Annotated in this window: 21 protein-coding genes, 1 tRNA gene and 1 pseudogene; 10 read left to right on the top strand and 13 right to left on the bottom strand. The window is 42.3% G+C overall.

Annotation, left to right across the window (positions count from 1 at the left end):
* Positions 1 to 110: 110 nt before the first annotated feature.
* The 7 genes from V7K49_RS13660 to V7K49_RS13630 form a co-directional block, all read right to left on the bottom strand.
* Positions 111 to 560, bottom strand: a complete 450-nt coding sequence (locus V7K49_RS13660) for a hypothetical protein (RefSeq protein ID WP_335205987.1) — start codon at positions 558 to 560, stop codon at positions 111 to 113.
* A gap of 346 nt (positions 561 to 906) precedes the next feature.
* Entirely contained in the window at positions 907 to 3,942 is a 3,036-nt protein-coding gene (locus tag V7K49_RS13655) for a hybrid sensor histidine kinase/response regulator (protein WP_335205985.1), read from the bottom strand.
* Positions 3,943 to 4,204: 262 nt separating this feature from the next.
* Positions 4,205 to 7,033: a methyl-accepting chemotaxis protein gene (locus tag V7K49_RS13650; protein ID WP_334874320.1), complete on the bottom strand. Its 2,829-nt coding sequence runs from the start codon at positions 7,031 to 7,033 to the stop codon at positions 4,205 to 4,207.
* A 61-nt stretch (positions 7,034 to 7,094) separates the two neighbouring features.
* Positions 7,095 to 7,592, bottom strand: a complete 498-nt coding sequence (locus tag V7K49_RS13645; RefSeq protein WP_334874318.1) for a chemotaxis protein CheW — start codon at positions 7,590 to 7,592, stop codon at positions 7,095 to 7,097.
* Between the two features lie 4 nt (positions 7,593 to 7,596).
* Positions 7,597 to 7,974 (bottom strand): response regulator, encoded by a 378-nt coding sequence (locus tag V7K49_RS13640; protein WP_334874316.1) that lies wholly within the window; start codon positions 7,972 to 7,974, stop codon positions 7,597 to 7,599.
* Between the two features lie 136 nt (positions 7,975 to 8,110).
* Positions 8,111 to 9,178, bottom strand: a complete 1,068-nt coding sequence (locus tag V7K49_RS13635) for a response regulator (RefSeq protein WP_334874314.1) — start codon at positions 9,176 to 9,178, stop codon at positions 8,111 to 8,113.
* 514 nt (positions 9,179 to 9,692) lie between these two features.
* Positions 9,693 to 9,869, bottom strand: coding sequence for a hypothetical protein (locus tag V7K49_RS13630; protein ID WP_334874312.1), 177 nt, complete (start codon positions 9,867 to 9,869; stop codon positions 9,693 to 9,695).
* Between the two features lie 48 nt (positions 9,870 to 9,917).
* On the opposite strand from V7K49_RS13630, the gene V7K49_RS13625 reads away from it, so the two are divergent.
* Positions 9,918 to 10,622, top strand: a complete 705-nt coding sequence (locus tag V7K49_RS13625) for an HAD family hydrolase (protein ID WP_335205984.1) — start codon at positions 9,918 to 9,920, stop codon at positions 10,620 to 10,622.
* 81 nt (positions 10,623 to 10,703) lie between these two features.
* On the opposite strand, the gene V7K49_RS13620 is transcribed toward V7K49_RS13625, so the two are convergent.
* From V7K49_RS13620 to V7K49_RS13605, 4 genes are all read right to left on the bottom strand, one after another.
* Entirely contained in the window at positions 10,704 to 11,000 is a 297-nt protein-coding gene (locus V7K49_RS13620) for a hypothetical protein (RefSeq protein WP_335205982.1), read from the bottom strand.
* 385 nt (positions 11,001 to 11,385) lie between these two features.
* Positions 11,386 to 13,731 (bottom strand): SUMF1/EgtB/PvdO family nonheme iron enzyme, encoded by a 2,346-nt coding sequence (locus V7K49_RS13615; protein WP_335205980.1) that lies wholly within the window; start codon positions 13,729 to 13,731, stop codon positions 11,386 to 11,388.
* 13 nt (positions 13,732 to 13,744) lie between these two features.
* Positions 13,745 to 14,161, bottom strand: coding sequence for a Pepco domain-containing protein (locus tag V7K49_RS13610; RefSeq protein ID WP_335069878.1), 417 nt, complete (start codon positions 14,159 to 14,161; stop codon positions 13,745 to 13,747).
* A 195-nt stretch (positions 14,162 to 14,356) separates the two neighbouring features.
* Positions 14,357 to 14,569 (bottom strand): DNA-binding domain-containing protein, encoded by a 213-nt coding sequence (locus tag V7K49_RS13605; protein WP_335205979.1) that lies wholly within the window; start codon positions 14,567 to 14,569, stop codon positions 14,357 to 14,359.
* 119 nt (positions 14,570 to 14,688) lie between these two features.
* Between V7K49_RS13605 and V7K49_RS13600 the strand changes: the two genes are divergently transcribed.
* Positions 14,689 to 16,536, top strand: a complete 1,848-nt coding sequence (locus tag V7K49_RS13600) for an SUMF1/EgtB/PvdO family nonheme iron enzyme (RefSeq protein WP_335205977.1) — start codon at positions 14,689 to 14,691, stop codon at positions 16,534 to 16,536.
* A gap of 349 nt (positions 16,537 to 16,885) precedes the next feature.
* Here V7K49_RS13600 and V7K49_RS13595 read toward each other — a convergent pair.
* Positions 16,886 to 16,967 (bottom strand) — tRNA-Leu (locus V7K49_RS13595).
* 160 nt (positions 16,968 to 17,127) lie between these two features.
* Entirely contained in the window at positions 17,128 to 18,315 is a 1,188-nt protein-coding gene (gene alr / locus V7K49_RS13590) for an alanine racemase (RefSeq protein ID WP_335205975.1), read from the bottom strand.
* 249 nt (positions 18,316 to 18,564) lie between these two features.
* Here alr and V7K49_RS13585 point away from each other — a divergent pair, with 249 nt between their 5' ends.
* The 8 genes and pseudogenes from V7K49_RS13585 (at position 18,565) to V7K49_RS13555 (ending at position 24,739) form a co-directional block, all read left to right on the top strand.
* Positions 18,565 to 19,062, top strand: coding sequence for an HNH endonuclease (locus tag V7K49_RS13585; RefSeq protein WP_273763553.1), 498 nt, complete (start codon positions 18,565 to 18,567; stop codon positions 19,060 to 19,062).
* A 1,283-nt stretch (positions 19,063 to 20,345) separates the two neighbouring features.
* Positions 20,346 to 21,629: a DHH family phosphoesterase gene (locus tag V7K49_RS13580; RefSeq protein WP_335205973.1), complete on the top strand. Its 1,284-nt coding sequence runs from the start codon at positions 20,346 to 20,348 to the stop codon at positions 21,627 to 21,629.
* Positions 21,630 to 21,730: 101 nt separating this feature from the next.
* Positions 21,731 to 21,829, top strand: a pseudogene (locus V7K49_RS34675) (hypothetical protein); the annotation flags it as partial.
* Positions 21,830 to 21,842: 13 nt separating this feature from the next.
* Positions 21,843 to 21,983 carry a hypothetical protein gene (locus tag V7K49_RS13575; protein WP_334874293.1) on the top strand — a complete coding sequence of 47 codons (141 nt, stop codon included), beginning with the start codon at positions 21,843 to 21,845 and terminating at the stop codon, positions 21,981 to 21,983.
* A gap of 156 nt (positions 21,984 to 22,139) precedes the next feature.
* Positions 22,140 to 22,409 (top strand): hypothetical protein, encoded by a 270-nt coding sequence (locus V7K49_RS13570; RefSeq protein ID WP_335205972.1) that lies wholly within the window; start codon positions 22,140 to 22,142, stop codon positions 22,407 to 22,409.
* A gap of 5 nt (positions 22,410 to 22,414) precedes the next feature.
* Positions 22,415 to 22,819 carry a PIN domain-containing protein gene (locus tag V7K49_RS13565; protein WP_335206056.1) on the top strand — a complete coding sequence of 135 codons (405 nt, stop codon included), beginning with the start codon at positions 22,415 to 22,417 and terminating at the stop codon, positions 22,817 to 22,819.
* A 180-nt stretch (positions 22,820 to 22,999) separates the two neighbouring features.
* Complete coding sequence (gene sixA / locus V7K49_RS13560) at positions 23,000 to 23,494, top strand: phosphohistidine phosphatase SixA (RefSeq protein ID WP_335205970.1); 495 nt, start codon at positions 23,000 to 23,002, stop codon at positions 23,492 to 23,494.
* A 108-nt stretch (positions 23,495 to 23,602) separates the two neighbouring features.
* A complete protein-coding gene (locus V7K49_RS13555; protein WP_334874288.1) occupies positions 23,603 to 24,739 on the top strand; it encodes a citrate synthase in 1,137 nt (378 codons plus the stop codon).
* The last annotated feature ends 322 nt before the right edge of the window (positions 24,740 to 25,061 follow it).

Genomic DNA, 25,061 nt, shown 5'->3' with positions numbered 1-25,061 from the left:
GTCAGAGGATTTGTAGTCAGCTTTTGCCGTTCTGCCAGTATTTCACGGCAGACTTCACGCCAGCGATCTGGAGTTAACTTTGTCCCATCCTCCCCTTGGGACGACTTCGGTCAGTTGTTATTAATTGTCCCAATAGAGATTGATTGACCAGCTATTCCACCTTGCTGTACAGTGAGGTTCTCTGCTAACTTCGCAAATTTGTTGACAACTGAGGGCTGGGACTTGATTTCATCTGCTAATTTTTTAATTTCCTTAGCACTCTCAGACTGGTTATTGTTGACTGCTGCTTCCACTTCCATAACTGCTTGAGCAATTTCTGGGTCTTGTGCTGCTGCTGCTGTCAGTTCCAGCACTGCTTGACCATAATCTAATCGCTGCGCTTCATTTCCCTCTACAGCACTGGTGATTAATGGCGATTTCTTCTTCTGGCGGAGCTTTTCCATTAACTTGCCTCTTGCTGCCCATACACCATCACCAATATTTTCGCCAATTTTCTCTAGTGGTTTAGAAAGTATAGTAGCGATCGCAGTCACAACAGCCGTTATCAGTATCACATCCATAGGTTCACTACAAACTGAGTAGATGTAAAAATTACTTCAATTCACACAAATAGTATGACGCAAAAGCTAGGCAATGATTGCTGATATAACTTAGTTTTTGAACCCGCGCAGGCGGGTAAAGTCTCGTATAGCCGCAACTTCTAGTCGCCAAGGCACTAACACACCCTACGAAAATATCTGAAATCTAATTATGAATTAACGCCGTGTGCAACTTTCTCTCAAACCTAATCCCCAACCCCTTACCTACTGCGTTAGGGAGCAAAAATCAAAGCCTCTCTCCCTGTGGGGGAGAGGTTTGGAAGCGGGGTTCTAAGAATAAGTTGCACACGGCGTGAATTATCAATTTTTAATTAGAAGCTGCCTTTTCTGCAACATTACGAATTATTTCCTCCAGCGTTTGGAGTAATTCTTGCTCGTTATAAGGTTTAGAAAAGTAAGCCCGCGCCCCCAATTGCATAGCTAATTGCCGATGTTTATTGCTGCTACGAGAAGTCAGCATCGCAACTGGAATATTTTTTGTATCAACGTCTGAATTTACCTTACCTAAAAAGCCATAACCATCTAGGCGAGGCATTTCAATATCACAAATTACTGCCTCAACTCTCAATCCACTATGGAGTTTATCTAAAGCATCTTGACCATCTTTAGCTTGTTCTACTTGATACCCTCCTTTTTCAAGGGTCAGGGCTAAAAAGCGGCGAACATTAATTGAGTCATCTACGATTAAAATTGTGCCTTTCTGCTTAATAGACGCTGCTGATATTTTGTCTTCGTCAAATATCAGGAACGGTGTCTTTAACCTTGCTGATGGTAATTGAGTACCTCTAGGAGTCCGCCGATTTGTAGCAATCCAATACAGCAACTCATTGACATTAACTAGTGGCACTACTCGACCATCACCGAGAATCGTACAGTTGCTGAAGCCTTCAGGTAAAGGTATATTTCCCTCGACTTGGCGAATAGCAACTTCTTGTTCACCCCAGCAACGGTCTATTTGGATTGCTACTGGCTGATTATTCCCTTTGACTACTAACACGCTGTTAGCATTAATTGCTGCCGGAGTTTCTAACTCTGAGGTATCGTAGCGCAGGCAATTAAACTCTAAATAAGGAGTCAAGCGAATCAGTGGTAGCATGGTTCCTTGCCAATTTAGGACTTCGCTACCTGCCATTTGAAAAACTCGCTCGTCTTGGAGTAAGGATATTTCTGAAATAACATCTGTGGGAAATGCCAATAGCATTTTGTTGATTTCTACCAGCAGAACTCGCGCCACAGAAAGTGTAAATGGTACTGATAGGGTGAAGGTAGTACCAACTCCTGGCTCCGTATCAACTTTGACATCTCCTCGAATTAGTTTGAGGTTGTTGCGAACTACATCCATACCGACACCGCGGCCAGATAATGCTGTGACTTGCTCGGAGGTGGTAAAACCTGGTTCAAAAATTAGTGATAACAGTTCTTCATCACTAGCACTAGCGAGTAGAGAAGCATCCAATCCCATAGCTAGGGCGCGGATGCGAATTTTCTCTAGAGAAATGCCCCAACCATCATCACGGATAGTAATCAGGGTGCGATTAGTGCGGTGAGTAGCTGTAATTTCAATCAATCCTTGTTCTGGTTTACCCAGAAGGCGGCGGGTGGCTGAGTCTTCGATACCATGATCGAAGGCGTTCCTTAACAGATGCATTAAAGGTTCATTTAATGCTTCTAAAATGCTGCGTTCAATTAAAGTATTGCCACCTTCAATTTTTAACTGGACATTTTTCCCATACTCTACATTTAAATCGCGCAAGGCTCTGGGAAAACGTTCGATTAAATCGGACAGCGGCCGCATTCGGATATGATTTAGTTTGGTTTGTAACTGTTTGGATGTTTTGTTTAGTTTCCGAGCAATTTGGTCTGTATCATCTACACTGAGTTGCACATCAGTTGTGACTTCCTGTACCTGAACAATGGTTTCCATCACTTCCTGCGATCGCAGGTTGAAATCGTTATAGCGATCCATTTCTAAGGGATCAAATTCTCTGTCTGTGCGTTGTATTTGGTGGCCATTTTCAGCTTGCGGTTGCACCCCAAGAGACATGGCAGCTTGAGGAGAAATTTTGTCGTAGGCTGTACGTAACTCCTGGTTTTCTTGGTCGAGAACTTGGACTCGCTGCTTCAGGTTACGAACGAGTTTGCGTAATCTTTCTAGTTGTGAGTTTAACCCATTCCGCTGAACAATCAGTTCACCAAATAAATCATTAATTTGCTCTAGTTGTTTGCTGGGAACTCGGACGCTATTTTCATGAATATCCCGCTCTTTCCCAACGCCATTTGACTCTCCTTTGGCTTCACCAAATCTGGCATCTGGAGGATTATGTTCTCTAACAAATATTGTATTTTGCTCTGTGACATTGACAGCATTCACGTCATCGGCAAATTCTGTATCCAAAAATGTAAAATTGGCAGCGATACCTGTGGCGGGCTGCGCCAACGCTTCATCTTTAGTTATTGCTGGTTGCCAAACAGATGTTGACACTACTTCTGCATCAAGGATATCTGTGTCTGTACCAACAAATTGTGGTATTATTTCTGCTTGTAATAGGGGCTTATGTTGAGTATAACTACTCAAGTCAATTTCTGTAGGTAAGTTCTCTAATTGATTTGTCAGTATCAAAGCTTGCGATCGCCGCCATGCTTGCAATGCTAACTGGGCAATTTCTGGAATGCGCGAGCTGCTAACAATTTCTAATTGCTGCGTTATTGACTCACAAAGCTTGGTAAAAGCAGCCAACTGGAGCATTTCCCCTAAACCGCCCAATTCAGTTGCCATGATCACAACTTCTTCATGCAATCCGGGCTGTTCACTATCTGCCAATATAGATTCTAGATGCTGCAAACACTCTTCTACTTCTGTGCCAAATAGCAAGGGGATAATGTCTTGCCCATCTTCTGGGGATAGCATGGTTGAGGCATCCTCAGGGGTAGGATCGCCCAAGCGATCGTGCAACTGATCAAAAATTGGGTAACAAAAGGTTGCTAACCACTGATCTTCGACAACATTTCCTTCTGCAAGCAATTCTACAATCTGACGCAGCCAGTCAACTCCAGATAGCAATAAACTTTGTAACTGAGTATCAATTTCTAGAGAATTTTTTTTAGTTTTTAAAACTTTAAAAGAATCTTCTAGACGGTGAGATAAATCACTTAGCGATCTAAATCCCATCATCCCCGCGCCACCTTTGATAGAATGAGCAGCCCGGAGTGCAGCATTGATTTTATCCAAATCGATCCGGTTAGTAGTATCGATTTCCAGTAATACTCCTTCCAGAATATTTAAGTAATCAGTTGCTTCTTCCAGAAACTGCATCTGGATTTCTAGTTCTTTGTCTTGCAGCATGGTTTTTGTTAATAGTCAAACAATTTTGGATTTTAGATTGTAGATTGATCCATACCTAAATTCACAGGCTTGCCATTTAATTTTAGATTTTGGATAATAGAATTATTCTCATGTTGAAATTCGCTTGCTCCAGACATTTTTATATTTTGAATCTTCTCTACGAGAGGCTCCGCCAACAATTCCAAAATCCCAAATTGAAAATCTAAAATTCGGCCATTTGTCAGTAGTAAGTAGTGAAAACCAAACAACTGACAGATGACCACTAACTAACTTTGAAAGTCTCGACAGTCTCTTGCAATTGCTGGGAAATCTCCACAGTTTGTTGCAGAGATTCGGAAACTTGGCGAGAAGAATCGCTGGTGCGTTGTGATACAGCAGCAATATCTTTCATCAATTGGGTGACACTTTGCGATGTTTCTACCTGAGATGCAGTCGCAGTGGAAATCGACTGCACTAAAGAGTCAATTTGATGCGATACATCCAAAATTTGACTCAGATTTTGTTTAGCTTCCTCCACAATTCGAGTCCCTTCTACCACTTGGGTGGTTCCTATTTCCATCGCCTGCACCACTTCACTGGTTTCTCGTTGGATATTTTCAACAATTTGTTCAATTTCTTGGGTTGCTGCGGCACTCCTGACTGCTAATTCGCCGACTTCTTCAGCAACTACGGCAAAACCTTGACCTTCTTCACCTGCACGCGCTGCTTCAATACCGGCGTTGATGGCAAGCAAGTTGGTTTGGATGGCGATTTGGTTAATTAAGGACACCACGTGAGAAATTTGTTGGGAAGATTCTCCAAGGCGTTTCACTTTTTTTGCAGTTTCACCCACAGTTTCCCGCAAAGAGAGGATATTTTGTACTGTCAAATCCATTGCGTGTCCACTCTGAGTGGCGGTGTGGGCGGCGTGGTTGGCAATGAAAGCAGCTTTTTCAGCACTTTCGGCTACGACTTGCATGGATTGGGTCATTTCGTCAACAGCATCAAGGGTGCGGTTGATTTCGGCAGCTTGGGTGAGTGCTTCCTCTGCTAAGTGGCGGATGGCTCCTTCGTTAGAGCCAATAGCAGTATTCACGTAGGTAGCAGCCTGTTGAACTTGGGTAACAATATCCCGGAGGCTTTCCACAATGGAGTTGAAAAAGTCGGCAACAGTGCCTATTTCCCCAGAGGTCACGTCTGCACGCACTGTCAAGTCACCTCTGGCTGCACTTTCTACGTCGTTGAGCAGTTCTAAAAGTTGCTGTTGCAGTGTTTCTTTTTGATGCCGTTCGTCGTCAGAACCGATTACTGCAAAATTCCTAGCTTGTTCTATCTCCTCTAACAACTTGGCTTGTTCCAAGGCATAGCCAATTTGAGTTGCTATCTGTTGAAACAAGTCAATTTCCGGCTGTTGCCAAACACGAGGAGTTTCGCAATGATGAGCAATTAATAAGCCGAAAAGTTGCTCTTGGGCTAGAATCGGTACAATCAAATGACCTTTGACAGCAAATTTTTCCAACAGTTGAATATAACCATTGGCATTTTTCAAGCTTTGGTCTTGATGAATGTTAGCAACTGCTTGCACCCGGCTATCATCAGAAGTTTCTAGATAACGTTCCCGAAAATAGGGGTCGTCGATTTGCACTCCGATCATTTCCGGCCAATTACCAGTTACCGATTCAGCAACGACGACGCCATCCCAAGTATCTGGATTCAGACTATAAATGATTACCCGGTTTGTTTTTAGCGATCGCTGAACTTCTTTGACTGCTGCGTCATAAATATCTTCAGTTTTGAGAGTTCTCCGAATTTGTCGGGTAATATCTGCTAATAATTTTACGCCTTCAACGTCCAGTTCTTGTTCCTTAACTAAAACCTGCAATTGTTCGGCCATCTGGTTGATATTTGCACTCAATACCCCTAATTCGTCTTCTCTTTCAATTTCCAGACGGGTATTGAATTTACCTTGACCAAGCTTTGCTAATGCCGCAGTTGCATTGATAATTGGCTGTGTAGTAAGTTTAGCTAACCGAGATGCGATCGCAGCCACAATCAATGCTGTCAGTGCTGTGCCAATAGCTATAATCCACAACAATTGTCTTTGCGGCTCAAATAAAATTGCTGTATCTGTGGATAAAAGTACTTGCCAGTTTAAATCTGGCAAGCCGTCTAACTTACTGGCTGGTACATAGCTGACTAATTCTTGTTTTTTGTGAGTTTTGGGAACTTCTATAAAACTATCTACCTTTTTGGCTGCAAGTAGTTTAGCTAAACCAGAATACTCTCCCTTTGCCTGTTTCCCCAATAATTCTTCTTGTGGACTCAAGAAAACTGTTCCCGAAGCATCGAGCAAATGGTATTGTTGTCCATTGGCTACGTAGTTTTTGATGACTTCCTCTAAAGATTTTACGGGCATACGTGCTTGTACCACGCCAATAGTTTGGCCCGTCCTTGTCTCTTTCACAGGTGCAGCTATATAAATACCCACTTTCCCTGTATTTTTTGCTGCTTCAGGTTTGCTGATTATAGGAGTATCTTTTTGTAAAGCGTCTTGAAAATAGGTACGGTCTTTTTGGTTTTCCAGGGGTTCACCTGTGGATTGCACAATCAAGTTACCTTGGCGATCAAAGACGGCAACACTGTCATAAGCTTTGTAAGCTTCGACAACGCGATCTAGGACTGCTTGTTTTTCTTGAGTGGTGATCCTGACACTAGCTTGGGAATTTGTCAAAAAAGGCAAGCTTGATATTACCTGAATATCACCGTAGCGTCCCAACATAAAACGGTTAACTTTATCACTTAAGCCAGTGGCTTCGGCTTGTTGAGATTGAGTAATTTGCTTAGTAATCGACTTGTTGGCAAAGCTAAAAGCGATCGCGCCTATGCCCAATACTGGTATTGTACCGATTGCGATCGCCAAAATAGTCGCTTTTTTAATCAATCCCAGCTTTGTAAAAGAGGCAATAGCCTGATTTAGGGAAGAATTATTAGCCGTTTCAGTAGTAAGCTTACTTGGTAGCTTTACTACACTACCAGTGATTTTTTGGGATGAAATCAGCGATGCTCGATTTTGAGCGCCACTACCTTGATTCGTGTTGGTTTTATTAAACATAAAAGTAGTTCTCCTAAGTATGTGAATAAGAATACTAAAAATCTTTTTTTAGTAGTACACCCTAATCACTGCGGAGAATAGAAGACTGCACAATCGCCTGTGCATCTAATACCAGTAATATTTCTTTCTGTTGCACAACGCACCCACATAAATAAGGAACTAAACTAGATGCCACTTGTCCTATAGGAGAATGAATAGCATCAGCTACGAACTTAGTTGTACCTTTTATTTCTTGCACAACTAAGCCCAACACCAATGATTCCACCCGAATAACGATTGCATTGTACTGTCGCAGTCGATAATCTAGAGATTCTAAATTGAGCATTCTTGGCAAATCAACTACCCAAATTATCCGACTCCGCCAATTCATTAATCCTAATATGCAGGGGGGCATATTCGGCATCGAGGTGATAGATTCAATAGGCACAATGATTGCTTCTTGCGTATTTTTCATTGATAAAACAGCAGTAGTCTGTTGATTTAGCTGAAATTTTAGATAACCATCCGCTAAATTATTTTGGATTGGTTTTGAAGGAAGTGTAATGTTTGTACTAGTCATTGATTCAAATTCCCACTGATTTAATAGTATGGAGGAGATGTTCGCGGGTGTAAGGTTTAGTTATATAGGCATCTGCACCTTGTTTCATTGCCCACAAACGGTCAATTTCTTGATTTTTGGAACTACAAATTACAATCGGCACTTTTGCGGTAATCGGATTTCTTCTTAGAGAACGACACAATTCAAATCCACTCATTTCGGGCATTACTACATCAGTAACGATCGCATCTGGTTTTTCTAACACAGCTTTTTCTAAAGCTTCTTTTGCACCAGAAGCTTTAATTACGTTGTAACCACTCTCTTTAAGATAATGGCTCATTAATTCCAATTCGCTGGGAGAATCTTCTACAATCAGAATTGTGCCAAGTAAAGTCAGGCTCACTATGAAATCTCCTAAAAAGTAACTTAAGGCGATTAAATTTGGTATAAGAATTCAGAAGTCAGTCTTGAAATATCTTTGCTGGTTTTCTTACTTATTCTGACTCCAGAATTCTAACTCCGGAATTCTGACTACTAAATTAACCAAGATGCTTAAAAACCATTTTTAGCAATTCTGATTGTGTAAAAGGCTTAGTCAAATATCCTGATGATCTGACTAACTTAGCCTTTGCCCTGTCGATAAATCCTGTTCTACCAGTCACCATAATGATCGGTGTATTTTTAAAAGCCGAATGTTTCCGCAATAAAGAACATAGCTCGTAGCCATCTAAACTTGGCATCTCAACATCTAGCAAAATCAGATCGGGCTTACTCCGGAGAATTTGCATTAAAGCTTTTACCGGATCGTTGATCATCACAACTGAAAAGGTGTTTTCATCCAAAAAGTGTTTGATGGAATTCAAAACTGTTTGGCTATCATCGATACAGGCAATTGTATATAGTTTTTTGCCAACAGGTGGCTGAGTAGTTTTATTATTCTCAGGAATATCAAAATTGATTTGGATCGGCAATTTTTGCCCAAGTTTTATTTGCAGTTGTGGCTGAAATTGAGACGGTTGTATTTTAGATAAAACTTGGGAACCTCTACCAGCCGGAATTGATGACTGGATATTTTGCCGATTTCGTAACTGCTTTTGACAGTGTTCAACAAGTAATCGCAAATCCAGGCAACAGAACTTTGGTAGTTCATCCAAAGAACTTTCAGGACTGAATTCATAGCTACCTTCTTTTAAGCATAGAAATGATTCCAGTACTTCTTTTGCCAATTCGTCTATCAGCCTTGCTGCTTGCACAGAGGTGATATAGTCCTGATTTACTAACCAACAAATAGCTTGGTAATCCGCATTTGGTATTGATTGATGTTCATTCTTCGTCTCAAACATCAGCCGCATCTGCACGCGAGTGGCGCTGTTGAGAGCAGGAATTTGCTGGCTCAAGCGTCGCAAGTGACTGTCAAGGCGCTCAAATAGTTTATCTGAATAGGAGGCATAAGTAAGTTTCCCCTCCTCTAGATAGATTGACCAAGAAACTATTTCAGTAAATATATTTAAGCAGCCTGTAGCACGCCGACTGGTTAATTGTGCCAACAGAGATAGCGGATGTAGTTTCTGGAATAACCTGTAGCTACCTATAGGAGTTGTGCTCATTTTACTTTTACTTCAGCTAAATTCGATAGGTGTAAGCTAAATTTGTGCAGAGTTATTCCACAATTGCAATCAAGTAAAAAGGATCAAGGATTTGTATTTTAAAATACATCAGTTTATATTTTGGGATTGTGGTGAAACTCAACGACAACAACGTTATTTTCAAATGAGCAAATCTCAGTAAATTCGTAAATTATTATTAATTTACTTCCTGTTACCGAGATTTACAGACATCTTTGGAGAATAAGACATAAAAATGTCAAGAGTAGATGAAGCCACTTTCCATTGAGTAACCCCTATCTGACCACAGGAATAATACCGATTTTATTGACGGTAATACATTTGAACTTCTGTATTTACACTTAAGTAAAATTTAGTCTTTAACTAGCTAAGGACTAGATGAAGCCACTTTGGATCGAGTAACTTCAGTTTGACCACAGCAATAATACTAATTTTTTTAACAAAAATAAAACATAATTCAGAAGGGCTAATTACAATACCAGAAAAAGGCGTGAAATTAACCAAGTCTCCAGGTGGATTGTTCTAGTTGTCCAAAAAACTTGCGCGATCGCCAGTTTATTCCTACTGTAGATGTTGTGTGAGTGCGACGCCGATAGCGAGTCTTCGTACCCCTACGGGGAAGCAAGCTAGCAAGAGCGTCTGGTAAGAGAGCGTCATAGGCCGTCGTAGACATCGCCATATCTCTAGATTAGACATTAGATGTATAATTGCTGAATGCTTCGTGTCTTTATTTACTGGCTTTATGCGTTATTCTGTATTGGCCACTGACTACGACGGTACACTAGCAACTGACAATCATGTAAATGAAAATACTTTGGCAGCACTTTCACGTCTGCGGAATTCTGGTTACAAACTTATCTTGGTGACAGGTAGACAACTAGATGAATTGCTGCAAGTTTTTGTACAAGTAGATTTATTTGATTATGTAGTAGCAGAAAACGGCGCTTTGCTGTACTCACCAGCTACCCGTCAGGAGAAACTATTAGGTTCGCAACCACCAGCAGAATTTATTAACGCATTGTGCGATCGCCAAGTCAATTCCCTGTCAGTTGGCCGTGTAATTGTTGCTACTTGGCATCCCCAAGAAACCATAGTTTTAGAAACTATCCGCCAGATGGGATTAGAATTACAAGTCATATTGAATAAAGGTGCGGTGATGGTGCTACCGTCAGGAATTAATAAAGCCACAGGGTTAGCCGCTGCCTTAAATGAGATGCAGTTATCACCTGAAAATGTAGTCGGGATTGGCGATGCAGAAAATGACCATGATTTCCTCAATTTTTGTGGTTATTCAGTAGCAGTTGCGAATGCTTTGCCGATGCTCAAAGAGCATGTGGATTTTGTGACTAATGGTAGTCGTGGGGATGGTGTTATCGAACTAATTGAAAAACTCATCGCATCAGATTTAGCTGAATTTGGGCATTAATTCGAGCAGATTTATGCAAAGAAAAAAAGGAGAGTATTGCTACTCTCCTAACGTAATATGAGTGAGTGAAAATTTATTTTCTTAGTGATGAAGCCTCGCTTGATATTCATGCAATTCACGAGCGTGTTGTTCACGAGCTTGATATTCATGCAATTCACGAGCGCGTTGTTCACGAGCTTGATATTCATGCAATTCACGAGCGCGTTGTTCACGGACTTGACGTTCGTGTTTGAATTTACTGTTATTAAAAGCTACAGTATTACCATTAAAATGATCGCGATCAGATTTAAATTCAGCAGCACTAGCATTTTGAGAAATAGCAGCAATTGAAGCAACTGCTAATAAGCCGCCAAGAAGAATAGATTTAAAACGGTTCATATATCCTTTAATGTGCCTTGCATTACTTGATTTGTATATTCTCAATATAGTCGGAGTAATTACGCACACGCCTGTATACAAAGTCATGTTTAAATAGTTACTTTTTTCCCTAATACTAGGATTTATATTTGATTTTTGAAATCGATAATCGTTGTTTGCGATCGCTTATAGTGAGTGGGTACGCGATCGCACTCTCCTATTTCATCGAGGAGCAATGGAGTGCGTAGATGCTTGCGCTAAATCGAGTGACATCGCACTTTACAGCAGCAGATGCTAAAAATGCTTGAATCAAGTTTTTCAAAAAAATTAGATCGTTCCGCTCCGCTACACTCAAAAAGGGTAAAGGAAAGAAGTACAGAGGGTAAAAGAGCTAAAGTATCAAGGGCTAAAGAGTCCTCCCGGCAGCGCACACAATACGAAAACCAAAATTGTAGTAGAGGTTGACGCGCAAGTTGCAGTTGCGACACGCGGAACGGCAGTTTACAGGATTGTTGAGCCAGGAACCGCCCCGCAAATAATGATAATCAATATCATTATTTATCCATGCACTTCCATTTTGTGGCGCTCCTTTATAGCTGTCATGCCAAGTATCTTGACACCACTCCCAAACATTCCCGTGCATGTCGTATAATCCAAAGGCGTTGGGTGGAAAACTTCCTACTTCTGTTGTTTCTTGACGATCTATTCCTTGTGGTTCAGAAGCATAAGTGGAATCTCCCTTATAGTTAGCTAACTCAGTTGTAATTGTCTCGCCGAAGTAAAATGGTGTCTTTGTTCCTGCACGACAGGCGTATTCCCATTCAGCTTCCGAAGGTAGACGATATTTGCGCCCAGTCTTTTGACTGAGTTTGTTACAAAAATCAACCGCATCGTTCCAAGAAACTTGCTCTACAGGACGTTTTAATCCCTTGAAGTTGGACGGATTGTTACCCATTATTTGCTGGTATTGTTCCTGAGTAACTTCAAACTTGCCTATAAAAAAAGCAGGCACATTTACAACATGTTGTGGTTCTTCAATTGTTTCTCGATCCTTTTCACCAGGTGGCGAACCCATATTAAAAGAGCCTGCAAGAATCTGAACCATATCTAAAGTTATATCATTGCCTAAGTCCTCCTTAAAGAACTTAGCTTGCTTGTTAGGATCTCTTTTAATTACCTGTCCCTTTTCATCTACCGTTACCGTTTCAAACTCAACCGTCCACAAGGGTAATCCGAATGCTTTAGACCCTGCTTCAGCAGGGGGAATATATTTAGGTTCAGCTACAGAGATAGTTGTCGATTTATTAGCAGGTTGATTAGTAGATTTAGGTGTCGATGATTGACCCTTAAAAATTTCACGACCTACAACTGCTGTCACTAAACCTGCTCCTGCAAAGCTAACCCATTGTAAAAACTTTTGTCTGGTTATTATCGCTGGAGTTGTACTATTTGTTCTTGCCGCTTCTTGTTGCTGTCGGCGTCTTTCTACCTCTTGCTGCTTCTGCCGTTCCGCCTCTTGCTGCCGCTGTAATCTCTGTGCTTCTTCTTGCTGACGTTTCCGATTTTCTGCATCCTTTTTAGCAATAATTGGCTGTTCAATTTGCTCCCTTTCATCGTTACTAATTTGCAAAGATTGCTGCAATTGGTTCAACTCACTACGAGTTGCTTCACTGAGGAGATATTGTCGCTTAATTTCTTTTAAGAATGCTTGCTCATAGCGAACTAAATTCTGCTGGTGTTCTTTTTGCTTTTGAACAAATGATTTTTGCACTGGTTCAGAACTTGCCGATCTACCTCCGCTTGACGAATCGATGCTCTCAGAAGTCGGGCTTATCTGTTCAAAGCTGACTCGCTGACGCACAGCAATCCTTTCAATAGCGTCAATTGCATCCCAATCACCACGGGATACAGCTAAAACTCTCACCCATAATTGTTTTGCTAATGAGAAATCACCTCTGTTTTCAGCTTGAGATGCTTGATATTTTAATGGCTCTACATCTCTAAGTGTGGCGGTTTGCTCTAATAGAATAAAATACATTTTGTAGGGCGGTTCTGCCTGAAGATAAGGATTTTGTACAGGCTTTTCATAGCGAGTATTCAGATGGGGAACTTGGTAACATAAATGTTGTGCTAAACGCTCTACCGTGGCACAATTAGCCTCTCCCTGTAGTCGCAATCCTTCTAATAGTGAATGGGTAAATGATCCATGTTCTAATTCCTCAATTTCCCAAGACTTTTGGTTAGCTGTGCAGGAATAAAAGGTAATGACTCCCTGATGCCTTTGTTCACCAATTCCCAATCCTCCACGACTACTTTCATCTCGGCAAGCATCCAAAAACAACACCACATTATCAGCCCCACTGCGGCGCAATCTTTGGGTGACATAATCAACATCAATTGCTGTACGTTCTACATTACCTGGGTCACTGTCTGATAACATTAAATAATCTTTATCTTTATATCGATTGCCATGACCTGCAAAGAAAAACCATAAATTATCTTCTGGCTTTAGTTGAACATTCTCAAATTGTGCCCCTAAAAATCGCAGCAGGTGTCCTAAAGTCGGTTGAGTGGGAATTGGCGGATTGGTTGCTATTGGGGGAGAATCGTCAGTAAAAAGGAAAACTTGATCAAACCTCGCTTCTTGTTGAAACCAAGTTGCCATTACAGAAGCATCTCGCTTGGCAAAATTTAGCGATCGCAGATTCTCATAGTGATTAATCCCAACAACAATCGCCCAATTCCTACCCATACTCAAGTCCCAATTATTTCCGCTTGAATTTAAAAGTCATTGCTCCTTTTCCCCCGGCTTTAGCACCACCAATCCCGAATAAACTGATTTTCCCTTCGCCATTAATTTCTACTGAGAGTTCCACCTCATCAAGCTGCATCTTAGAATCAGGTTGATCAGCTTCATCAAGCATTTCCCGCATTGCTTCCAGAAACCCCTTCATTTCTTGCTTGAGTTTAGTTACCTCTACTTTGTGTCTAGTAATTACTATTTCGTCTTTTTTTCGGCTCACAACTATTTCTTCAGTGGTTTCAACTCCGAGTAGTCCTCCTCTATCTCCACTGCTTCTTGCTCCAATATTTCTGAATGTTTCGTTGGTGGTACTTGATGTTTCAGCCGTTTCTTCGGTAATAATCCAGATGGCTTTTGGGGTGGAATTTTCTGCTGACATAAATTTTATTATTGAAATTATTCTTGATTTAACGGAGCATCTCAATTTTGCTTAACTCTTTTCCCTCACCCCCAGCCCTTCTCCCAAACATGGGAGAAGGGGAAAATGACTCTAGTTCACCTTCTCCCATGTTTGGGAGAAGGGGTTAGGGGATGAGGGTTATCAAGGTTTTTGCACATTTGGGATGCTCCTGATTTAAGTAGCTTTTACCAAAGCTTCTAGCACCGCCGTTCTGGCTTCCAGTTCGGCAACTCTTTGGTTTAATGGTAAATTTTCAACACATCCTAAATAGTGCGCCAAAGCGCTAACTACTACCTCCGTTTTAGATGTGCCAGTCTGTTGAGCGTAATTATTGAGCTTTTCGAGAAGATACGGCGGAATTCTGACGACAATTTGAGGTTTGGTCATGGCAGGCAATTATTTTTTAGTTTTAGACTATAAACTGCATGACAGTGCATTACTATTATTCAGTAGTAACACGTAAACTTGCAATAGGGAAGAACAGATTAGTCAACACCAACGCAGAAATGGCTAAAAATTGGGCGATCGCGATCGGCATTAACCAGTACAACAATCTTCAGCACCTAAACTACGCCAAACTAGATGCCGAAGCTATGCGCGATTGGTTTGAAAAGGAAGTGCGGTTTGACAGAGTGTTTCTGTTTACAGAGGATTCAATTGCAATTCCCACTTCTCCACCCATTCCCACTCAGCCTACTTACGGTAACTTGCGGCGGTTTTTACGGGCAAACTTTGAAAAGCCACTATTGGCACCAGGGGATAATCTCTGGTTTTTCTTTGCTGGTCACGGTTGTCGGTCAGCTGATCGTGACTATCTCATGCTGATGGATAGCGATCCAGGTGATGTGGAACATACGGCAATCCCTGTTGATTATGTTACCCAAAGATTGCGCCGTAGTGGTGCTGATAATGTAGTGTTATTTTTAGATGCCTGCCGCGATGAAGGAAGCAGGCGAGGAGAGGGTATTGGTGAAGAACATCAGGGAGTAGTCACCTTTTACTCTTGCAGTCCCAGTCAAAAGTCTTATGAAATTGAGCAGTTGCAACACGGCTCATTTACCCAGGCGTTGTTAGAAGGGTTGAGGATAGCAGGTGCAGGAAACTGCGCCACAGTAGAAAGATTGGACACATATTTACAATCAAGAGTACCCACAATAAATCAAACGCACCGGAAAACTCCACAATATCCCTATGCGATCGCTGAACCAGCCACCAAATTACACTTAATTTTGTTGCCCGATTATGCCACTCTCCATGATATTGCCACGATGAAACTTGACGCTTATCAAGCGGAAGTCAAAGGAGAGTGGGAATTAGCCAAACAGTTATGGATTCGGGTGAATGTGGCTGCTAGGGGTTCCGATATGCAAGCAATTGAGGCATTTTCTAGAATTGCCCAGCGACTTGGAGAGTCTTCTGCACCTCCAAAAATTACTGAAGTTATTACTTTACCAAGGGGAGATAGATCAGTCGTTTCTGAGCCAGCACCTACAGCACATAAAGCTGAACTACAGGTTTTTCAGTTTGAGGTGGTGAAGGTAAATGCAAGTGGTCAAGAGGTGAAACGAGACAGAAGTAAAGCCCAATATTTCACGGAAGACTTAGGAAATGGTGTCAGCTTGGAAATGATTGCGATTCCCAGTGGCAAATTCCTGATGGGTTCACCATCAGGGGAAGGAAGTAATAAAGAAAAACCTCAGCATGAAGTGACGGTTCAATCATTCTTTATGGGTAAATACTCAGTTACCCAAGCGCAATGGAAAAGAGTAGCAGCACTACCCAAAGTTAATCTTGACCTGGAAGCAGACCCATCTTATTTCAAGGGAGATAAACGACCAGTAGAGCAAGTATCTTGGAACGATGCAGTTGAGTTTTGCGATCGCCTCTCTCAATATACAAACAAGCAATATCGTCTACCTAGTGAAGCTGAATGGGAATATGCCTGTCGTGCAGGAACAAATACACCCTTTCATTTTGGCGAGACGATAACGACTGAGTTAGCTAACTACAATGAAAATTCTACTTACGCTTCTGAGCCAAAAGGAAAAAATCGTAGAGAAACAATAGAAGTAGGCAGTTTTCCACCCAACGCCTTTGGATTATACGACATGCACGGTCAGGTGTGGGAGCGGTGTCAAGACACTTCGCATGACAGCTATAAAGGAGCGCCTAGAGATGGAAGTGCATGGATAAATAATGATAATCAATATCACTTACTGCGGGGCGGTTCCTGGGTCAGCAATCCTAAGGGCTGCCGTTCCGCGTCCCGCTACGACAGCGTTAGGGCGGAGCGCGGCAGCATCGGCTACGATATTGGTTTTCGTGTTGTCTGCGCGGTTGGGAGGACTCTTTAGCCCTTTACACTTTAGTTCTTTTGCCCTTTGCTCTTATTTTCTTTACCCTTTTTGAGTGTAGCGAAGCGGAACGATCTAATTTTTTTTGAAAATCAAAGGCTGAATTTATAGATAAAATTAATCATGACTTACGCACGGACTACGATTTTACGTCATTATGAGCGTTGGCGCAGCCTCTCGTAGAGAAGCGAAGTAATCGCAAAGACTTGGTTTTTCGTCACGATTGCGTAAATCCTATTAATCTTAAATTTATCTCAAATATTTAGGGTGTCTTAGCGTGGTGTAACGCAGCAGATTATGAAAGTAGACCAGCGTTTACCCAATCAGTGAGCGATCGCAAATTTAAAAGTGCGGATAAAAGGACTTGAACCTTCACTCCTTTCGGAACTAGAACCTAAATCTAGCGCGTCTGCCAATTCCGCCATATCCGCATCAGTTTACTATAATACCATAATAAATTATTTATGGAAAGGGAAAATGTGGGACAAGGGAGAAATTAATTTCCAATGCCCCATACTTCTCTACCAGAGGCTACCCCAACGACGCCGCTGGTTACTGAGCGTAGCCGAAGTATCGAGTACAAGTGCCCAATTACATGACTGCAACACGAGGCAGACGATGCTTAAACCCACAGAGAATTTCCCAAGAAATAGTGTTTAATTCTTCTGCCCAATCGTCCGCTAAAATTTGTTCTTTTCCCTGTTGCCCTAGTAAGGTGACTACTTCTCCTTCTTGGATATTGGGTATGGCACTCACATCCAGCATCAACTGATCCATTGTAATTGTCCCGATTTGCGACACTCGCTGACCGCGAATTAACGCCTGCATTTTGTTGGAAAGACCGCGAGGAACACCGTCAGCATAGCCAATTCCCACGACAGCGAGGCGGAGTTCACGCGGGGCAATAAATTGATGCCCGTAGCTGACAGCAGTTCCTGCGGCAATTGTTTTAACTTGGGTAACTCGTGCTTTAAGTTCCAAAACGGGCTTGAGGTCGATCGCATTTTGTAAATGGGTTGCTGGGTAGAGTCCGTAAACGGCTAAACCTACTCGCACAATGTCGTAGTGCAATGCCGGATTTGTGAGTGCTGCTGCTGAGTTTGCCAAGTGCAAGCAAGGCGCTTGGATTCCCATTGCTTTGATTTGAGCGATCGCTTCCTCAAATCGTTTATGCTGTTCTTCCATTGCCGTGGTGTCAGGATCATCTGCTGTTGCCAAATGGGAATAAATACTGGCAATGGAAAGATGTGGTAAGCGCTGCACTAATTGCACAAATTCACCAGCTTGCTGCCAATTAGTTCCCAACCTGGACATTCCCGTGTCTAATTTGATGTGTACTGGAATAGGGGAACCATAATTCATGGATTCTAGAATATCGGAAAATACCAAAGCTTGTTTAGGGCTACAGAGTGTCGGCTGAAGTTTCCAGTGGGCGATCGCATAAATCTGCTCTGGTGTATGAGTTGCCCCTAAAATCAAAATGGGCGCTTGAATTCCGCCTTCTCGCAATTGAATAGCTTCTGGAACTGTAGCGACTCCCAGCCAACTAGCTCCCGATTGGATTGCAGTTTGGGCGACTGTTACCGCTCCATGTCCATAAGCATCAGCTTTTACTACTGCCATCAACTGGGTACGCGGTGATAAAAACTGCACCAATTGCTGTATATTGTACGACAACGCCCCTAAATCAATTTCTACCCAGGCTCGTTGCGAAAACCACGCGTAGGTGTCGCACTGCTGATTAGAAACTACACCAGGGATTTGTTTACGACTTAACATTTGTACTGACTCCTATTCCACCACGGCTAAACTTCCAAGTTATCTATCTATACACGCTCCTAAAAGCGATATCAGATTAAATAGGAAGTTTACCCTTCATATTGGAATAGATACAAGATGTTGCATTATTAACTCTCAACTCATAACTTAATTTCCGAATTCTCCCGAAAGTATAATTTATTCTCATCTCCCTAGCAGGGTGTATTTGTGTTAATATTTATGTAAAGCTAATACCCTGAGCGCAGACAAATGGGGAAGGTTTTAGTCTTAAACGCATCTTACGAACCTCTCAATATAACGAGTTGGCGTCGTGCTGCGGTTCTGTTAATCAAGGGCAAAGCAGAACGCGTGGAACATAACGGTAAATTCCTTTACTCGGATTTCCCGTTGCCAACCGTAATCCGGTTGCGTCATTATGTACGCGTTCCTTATAAAGAAATTCCTCTGACTCGCCGAAATATATTGCACCGTGACGGTCATGGCTGTCAATACTGTGGTTACACAGGGGATGAGTTGACCCTAGACCATGTAATACCGCGATCGCGCGGCGGGGGCGATACCTGGGAAAACATTGTGACCGCTTGTGTCCGTTGCAATGTCAAAAAAGGTAGTCGCACTCCCCACGAAGCTCATATGCCTTTGCGTCATCCCCCGCGCCAACCTTATAGCAGCCTCTATTTCGAGGTCAGCAAACATCTTAAGAGTGGATTACACACAGAGTGGCAAAAGTATGTTATAGGTCTTTGACATTACGTAACCTAATCCTAAAAGCATAAAGAAATAGTCACAGGTTGGCGTTTGTGATTATTTTTAGAGTCTGGCTAAAATTTTGTTGGACTATTTTTGCTTTAACAAATTGTCTGTTGGCTCAGGTTTGTCCAGGTATTGTAATGGACATTTTTTGGCAGAAATCAACGCAGTAGTCTGCATAAATCTAGGCAATAAAGACAGCAGCCGACGCGACTAGTACCGCAAGGCGGAAGTCAAAAGTCAAAAGTCACTTGTACTGAGCGGCTTGCCTTGAGCGTACCCCTACGGAGAAGCAAGCTACGCGCAGCGTCTCTAAGAGTTGCCGAAAGGAGCCGAAGTAAAAGTCAAAAGTATTATGGAATAAGCTCTTTAGGGCTTTTCAATGGTCTGCTTATTTAGGCCATGCTGTACTAGGTTGCTACCGCTGACGCTAAATGACTTGCTTACGCTAACACCACGGTACTGGCTCCTTTATGCCTCTTAACCCGTCCATTCTTACGGGTGACGCTCCTTCTGGTGCGTCCGCTACGCGTAGCTTACTTGTATTGTAGGGGTACGTCGCTACCGCCACTCCCTACAACTGGGAGAACGTCCCGTACCACTTCGTGGAAGCAAGCTAACAAGAGCGTCTTTGAAGCAGAAGTTCAGATCGCCAGAAGTCGCCGCTGTGACTTCTCTTTGCAACGGGGTGGCTCACCTCCTACCATCTTGCACTGGGCTTCACTCTAAATTATCAGAATTTTCAAAGGGGATATGAAACACGCGTTGTTCATTAAAAATAATTGTTAAGGGACTTCCAGTTAAAAAAACATCCCATCGTAGGGGCGCAAGGACAAGATCCCCTACAAATGTACAAATAATTTTGGATAATTTATTTTTTGTCAGTCCCTAATCGCTCAATAGTCACAATAATGAGAGGATTGAGCATAAAAATATTTCAAATATCAAAGACTAACCTAAAAGTATAAAATAGGAAGTATACCCTAAGCCAGATAAAAATTTCCCTTATTCAATTTACGGAAGAGAAAAAAAGCTCCTAAAACAGATTTATGGTGCCAGATACAGCCCGATATCCTAAACTTCCTTGTTCCAGCGCTTATACACCCTCTAGTGGAATTTAGTTGATTGTTGAGCGCTGTTACGGATAAAAAATATACTTAGATGTATAGTGCAATGTCTTGATATTTTTGCGAAGATCATAAGAAAGTGGCTAAATTCAGTGAATTGCTGCTCGTAGTATTTCTGAATTAAAGGAGCCTCACACCTTAAAAAAGTTCCCTATGTACTTGAATTCTCCCGTTACTCAGTTAGAGAGTTTGTCATTGACCACAGAGCCAAACCCAGAGGAACCTGAAATCGAGAAAGCGCCAGTGGAAGTTGCATTTAAGAGTCCGTCATTACCGCCATCGGTAGGTGAAGGAGCTATATATCTCAATCACCGTGGTAATTCTCTGGTACAACAAAAGTCAGAAGAACTGCAAAAAACCTTTCTGGCACACCGACACGATCGCCAACTGATAATTTTGCAAGATTTTCCTGACCCTGATGCCCTTTCCTGTGCCTGGGCTTACCAGTTAATTGCCCAGCAATATGATATCAAATGTGAAATCATTTATGCTGGCGCATTGAGCCATCAAGAAAATATTGCCTTGGTGAGGTTGACTAATTTACCTATCCACCGCTGGACGCCGCAAACCTTGAAAACCAAAGATTTGTCATCTTATCAAGGTTTTGTATTAATTGATAACCAGGGAACCACTTCACAGCTACTGTCAGCGGTGCAGCAGGCTGGAATTCCCTTAGTAGCCCTGATTGACCATCACAGTATCCAAGGTGATCTCCAAGCAGAGTTTGAGGATATCCGTCCCTATGTAAGAGCAACGGCAACAATTTTTACTCAATACCTGCAAACGGGATTACTGGCATTAGATACCAGCATAAATCAACACGTCAAATGCGCTACTGCCTTGATGCACGGCTTGCGATCAGATACAAATCGGCTAATGCAAGCGCAAGAAGAAGACTTTATGGCAGCTGCGTATTTAAGCCGATTTTATGACGCCCAATTGCTAAACGCCATTTTACAGGCGAACTGTTCCAAGCGGGTAATGGATGTGATCGAGCGATCGCTCAAAAACCGCATCGTCCAAAATAACTTTTCCATTGCTGGTGTTGGTTACTTACGCTACGATGACCGCGATGCCATCCCCCAAGCGGCTGATTTTCTCGTCACTGAAGAAAACGTCCACACCGCCGTAGTTTTCGGCATTGTTCACGATGAAGACGAAGAACTAGAAATAGTCATTGGCTCCCTGAGAACCACCAAACTCACCCTTGACCCCGATGAATTCATCAAAGAAGCCTTTGGGCAAGATAGCGCCGGGCGCTTTTTCGGCGGTGGAAGGACAAGCGCAGGCGGCTTTGAAATTCCGATGGGCTTCTTATCTGGTAGCAACGAAAATTCCGCCTATGCGAAAATGAAATGGGAAGTATTCGACGCTCAAATTAAGCAAAAATTGCTGAGGTTGGTTAATCCTAGAGACAACCCGATTCAGTCGGAATAGAGGAAGAGGATAAGGTGAACTCCTAACTAATGCTGGAGTCAAAGTGTTTGGTTCTATGAACGCGTTCTTCTTATCCTAAACAAAGCAGCGTAGATATTATCATGCACCAACTCACTTTGACTATTCTAGAAGAAACTGTATTGCCTCTGAATGTAAAACCAGAACAGCTACAAGGTGAAGTTCTTCTCGCTGCTGCTATGAAGTTATACGAACTTGGGAAACTCTCTTCAAAAGCAGCAGCTAACGCAAGCGGGTATTCCCAAAGTTTTATTCCTTTCCCAACTAGCAAAATATGACATCAGCACCTTCAAACTCACGGAGGCTGAACTGATTGAAGATTTAGTTCGTGCCTAATGTTATTTGTGAAGGAAGAATGCGATACTGAGGAAAATTTTTGGTGTAGTTGCCAAGTTGTCTACCTCTGCTGAATTGTGCCGTTAGACCGCTAACCTAACATTTTTGATCTAGCGTTAAAATGTTGATCATTTATGCTCTTTGAGAGGTATAACAATGACACAGCAAGAGTTCTCGAAACTTTTGACATTGCCAGAACTACAAAAACAAGTACTGCAATTATCCATTAAAGAACGTTGGCATTTAGTTCAGTCTGTTCTAGCATCAATTCAACAAGAAACCCTCTCGTCTATTACTGACAGTCCAACCTTAGAACCTTTAACCGACCTTGACCCCTGGACTGAGAGTTTAATAGGTGTAATCCAGCTAGGAGAAGAAAATCCGACAGAAAATTATGTGGATTATTTAGAGGAGAAATACTGTTGAAACGGGTGTTGTTCGACAGCGATATGTTGCTCGATATTTTGGCACAGCGTCAACCATTTGTTGTAGCTTCTGCACGAGCGTTAAATACAGTAATGCAGAATCAAGTACAAGGTTATGTTTCAGGTCATGCAGTAACCAATATTTTCTATATTCTGCGTCGTCAAGTTGGTAATGAAGTAGCGCGTGAACTATTAGCAAAGTTATTGCAGCACCTTCAAGTTGCCAACGTGACAGATGAAGTTATTCGGCAAGCTTTGAATAGCCCAATTAAGGATTTTGAGGATGCGGTAACGAGTGCTGCGGCGCTTACGGCAGGTTTAGAAATAATTGTGACGCGAAACACACCCGATTTTGTGGCTTCTTTAGTTCCGGCAATGCTGCCAGATGAGTTTTTAACAACGCTAATTTGAGTGAGTTTATTTTTCTGAGAGGTATAAAAATGACACGGCAAGAATTGTTTAATGAGTTTTTATCCCTTCCTGCGGAAGCACAGCGTCAAGTAATCGACTTTTAGGATAGGTTAATTAACATCAGACGTAACTCCTAACTAAGTATGGGCTACGCCCCCCTACGCTAACAAAATTCAAAATATGGAACTATATTTAATTCGTCATGGCATCGCCGAAGACAAGGGATTAGGCATCAAGGATGAGGAGCGCAGCCTTACCAAAGAAGGAAGGCAAAAAACTGAGAAAGTTGCCCAGAAACTTGTTAAATTGGGTTTAAGCTTTGATTTGATTCTCACCAGTCCCTTAGTGCGGGCCCGCCAAACAGCTGAAATCCTTATAGCAGAAAAACTAAGCTCCCAGTTAGAGGAATCTAGCCACCTCACCCACGATGGTCAAATTTCTAGTTGGCTAAAAGACTGGTTAGAGCCAAGGAATTATTCCCAAAATACCCAACTGGCGCTGGTTGGACACGAACCTGATTTGACCAATTGGGCAGAAATTCTCTTATGGGGAGAAGTCAAAGCAAGCTTGGTCTTGAAAAAAGCAGGTATGATTGGGATAAAACTACCAGAAACAGGTTCTCCTCTGGGTCGTAGTCAGATGTTTTGGTTGACACCACCCAAGTACCTGCTATAACAGTTTTTCAACATTTTTGATTGTTGTTAGAACGGCTACTGTTATGGCGACAATAAATTTCTGGTAAGTTAGCTTGATCAGATATTTCAAAAAGCAAATGGTGTTGCCATGATGGTGTGCGAATACAAGCCTGGTTTAGAAGGCATTCCCGCCGCTCAATCAAGTATCAGCTATGTTGATGGGCAAAAAGGAATACTAGAATATCGTGGCATCCGGATTGAAGAACTAGCAGAAAAAAGTACATTCATAGAAACTGCTTATCTCTTAATCTGGGGTGAACTGCCAAGCAAGGAACAACTGGAAGGATTTGAGCATGAAGTTCGTTTCCACAGGCGGATAAAGTACCGCATTCGGGACATGATGAAATGCTTTCCAGAAAGCGGTCACCCGATGGATGCCTTGCAAGCTTCTGCTGCTGCTTTAGGGTTGTTTTATTCGCTCCGCGATTTACATAATCCTGCCTACATTCGAGATTCGGTAGTGCGCTTGATAGCAACCATTCCCACAATGGTGGCGGCGTTCCAACTGATGCGAAAAGGCAATGACCCCGTGCGTCCCCGTGATGACTTAGACTATTCCGCCAACTTTCTATACATGCTCAATGAGCAAGAACCCGATCCTCTGATGGCGCGGATTTTTGATATTTGCTTGATACTTCAGGTCGAGCATACAATGAATGCTTCCACCTTCAGTGCCAGGGTGACAGCTTCCACATTGACTGATCCTTACGCTGTGGTTGCTAGTGCCGTGGGAACCTTGGGAGGGCCCCTGCATGGTGGAGCCAATGAAGAAGTAATTCAGATGTTGGAACAAATTGGCTCTGTGGAAAATGTCCGTCCCTACATAGAGGATTGTCTGCAACGTAAATCTAAGATTATGGGCTTTGGACATCGTGTCTATAAAGTGAAAGACCCACGAGCCACAATCTTACAAGGTCTAGCCGAACAGCTGTTTGAAAAGTTTGGGCATGACAAGTTCTATGACATTGCCCAAGAGATGGAAATAGTGGTAGAGGAAAAACTCGGTAGCAAAGGGATTTATCCCAATATTGACTTTTACTCTGGTTTGGTGTATAGAAAAATGGGTATTCCCACAGACTTGTTTACACCAATATTTGCGATCGCTCGCGTTGCCGGTTGGTTAGCCCACTGGAAAGAACAACTAGCAGAAAACCGGATTTTCCGTCCTACCCAGGTTTACAACGGTCTGCACGAAGTTACTTATACCCCCATTGACCAACGTTAACTCACATTAGGCATTGGGCATTGGGCATTGGGCATTGGGCATGGAAAATCGAACCAATGCTCCATACACTATGCGCTGTTTGGGCGGTCTTCATAGATCGCATCACTGCGTAAGTCCTGAAATATATACTCTCCCCTTGTTTCCTTATCTGCTTAATAGCCAATCATCAATGCCTACCATAAGTAGGAGTTCTCATCTCGCTTCAGGGTGCTCAAACCATCCAACGATATACTAGGCATGGGAATTGGCAACAAATCTTCAATCGGGCGTCATCACAGCAAAAATTATAAATGGGTGAATTTACAGGTATTAATTCAACTAA

This window comes from Nostoc sp. (assembly GCF_036919675.1).
Classification (GTDB): domain Bacteria; phylum Cyanobacteriota; class Cyanobacteriia; order Cyanobacteriales; family Nostocaceae; genus Nostoc.
Note: the sequence above shows the minus strand (reverse complement) of the source record. Positions and strands in the feature narration are given on the sequence as shown.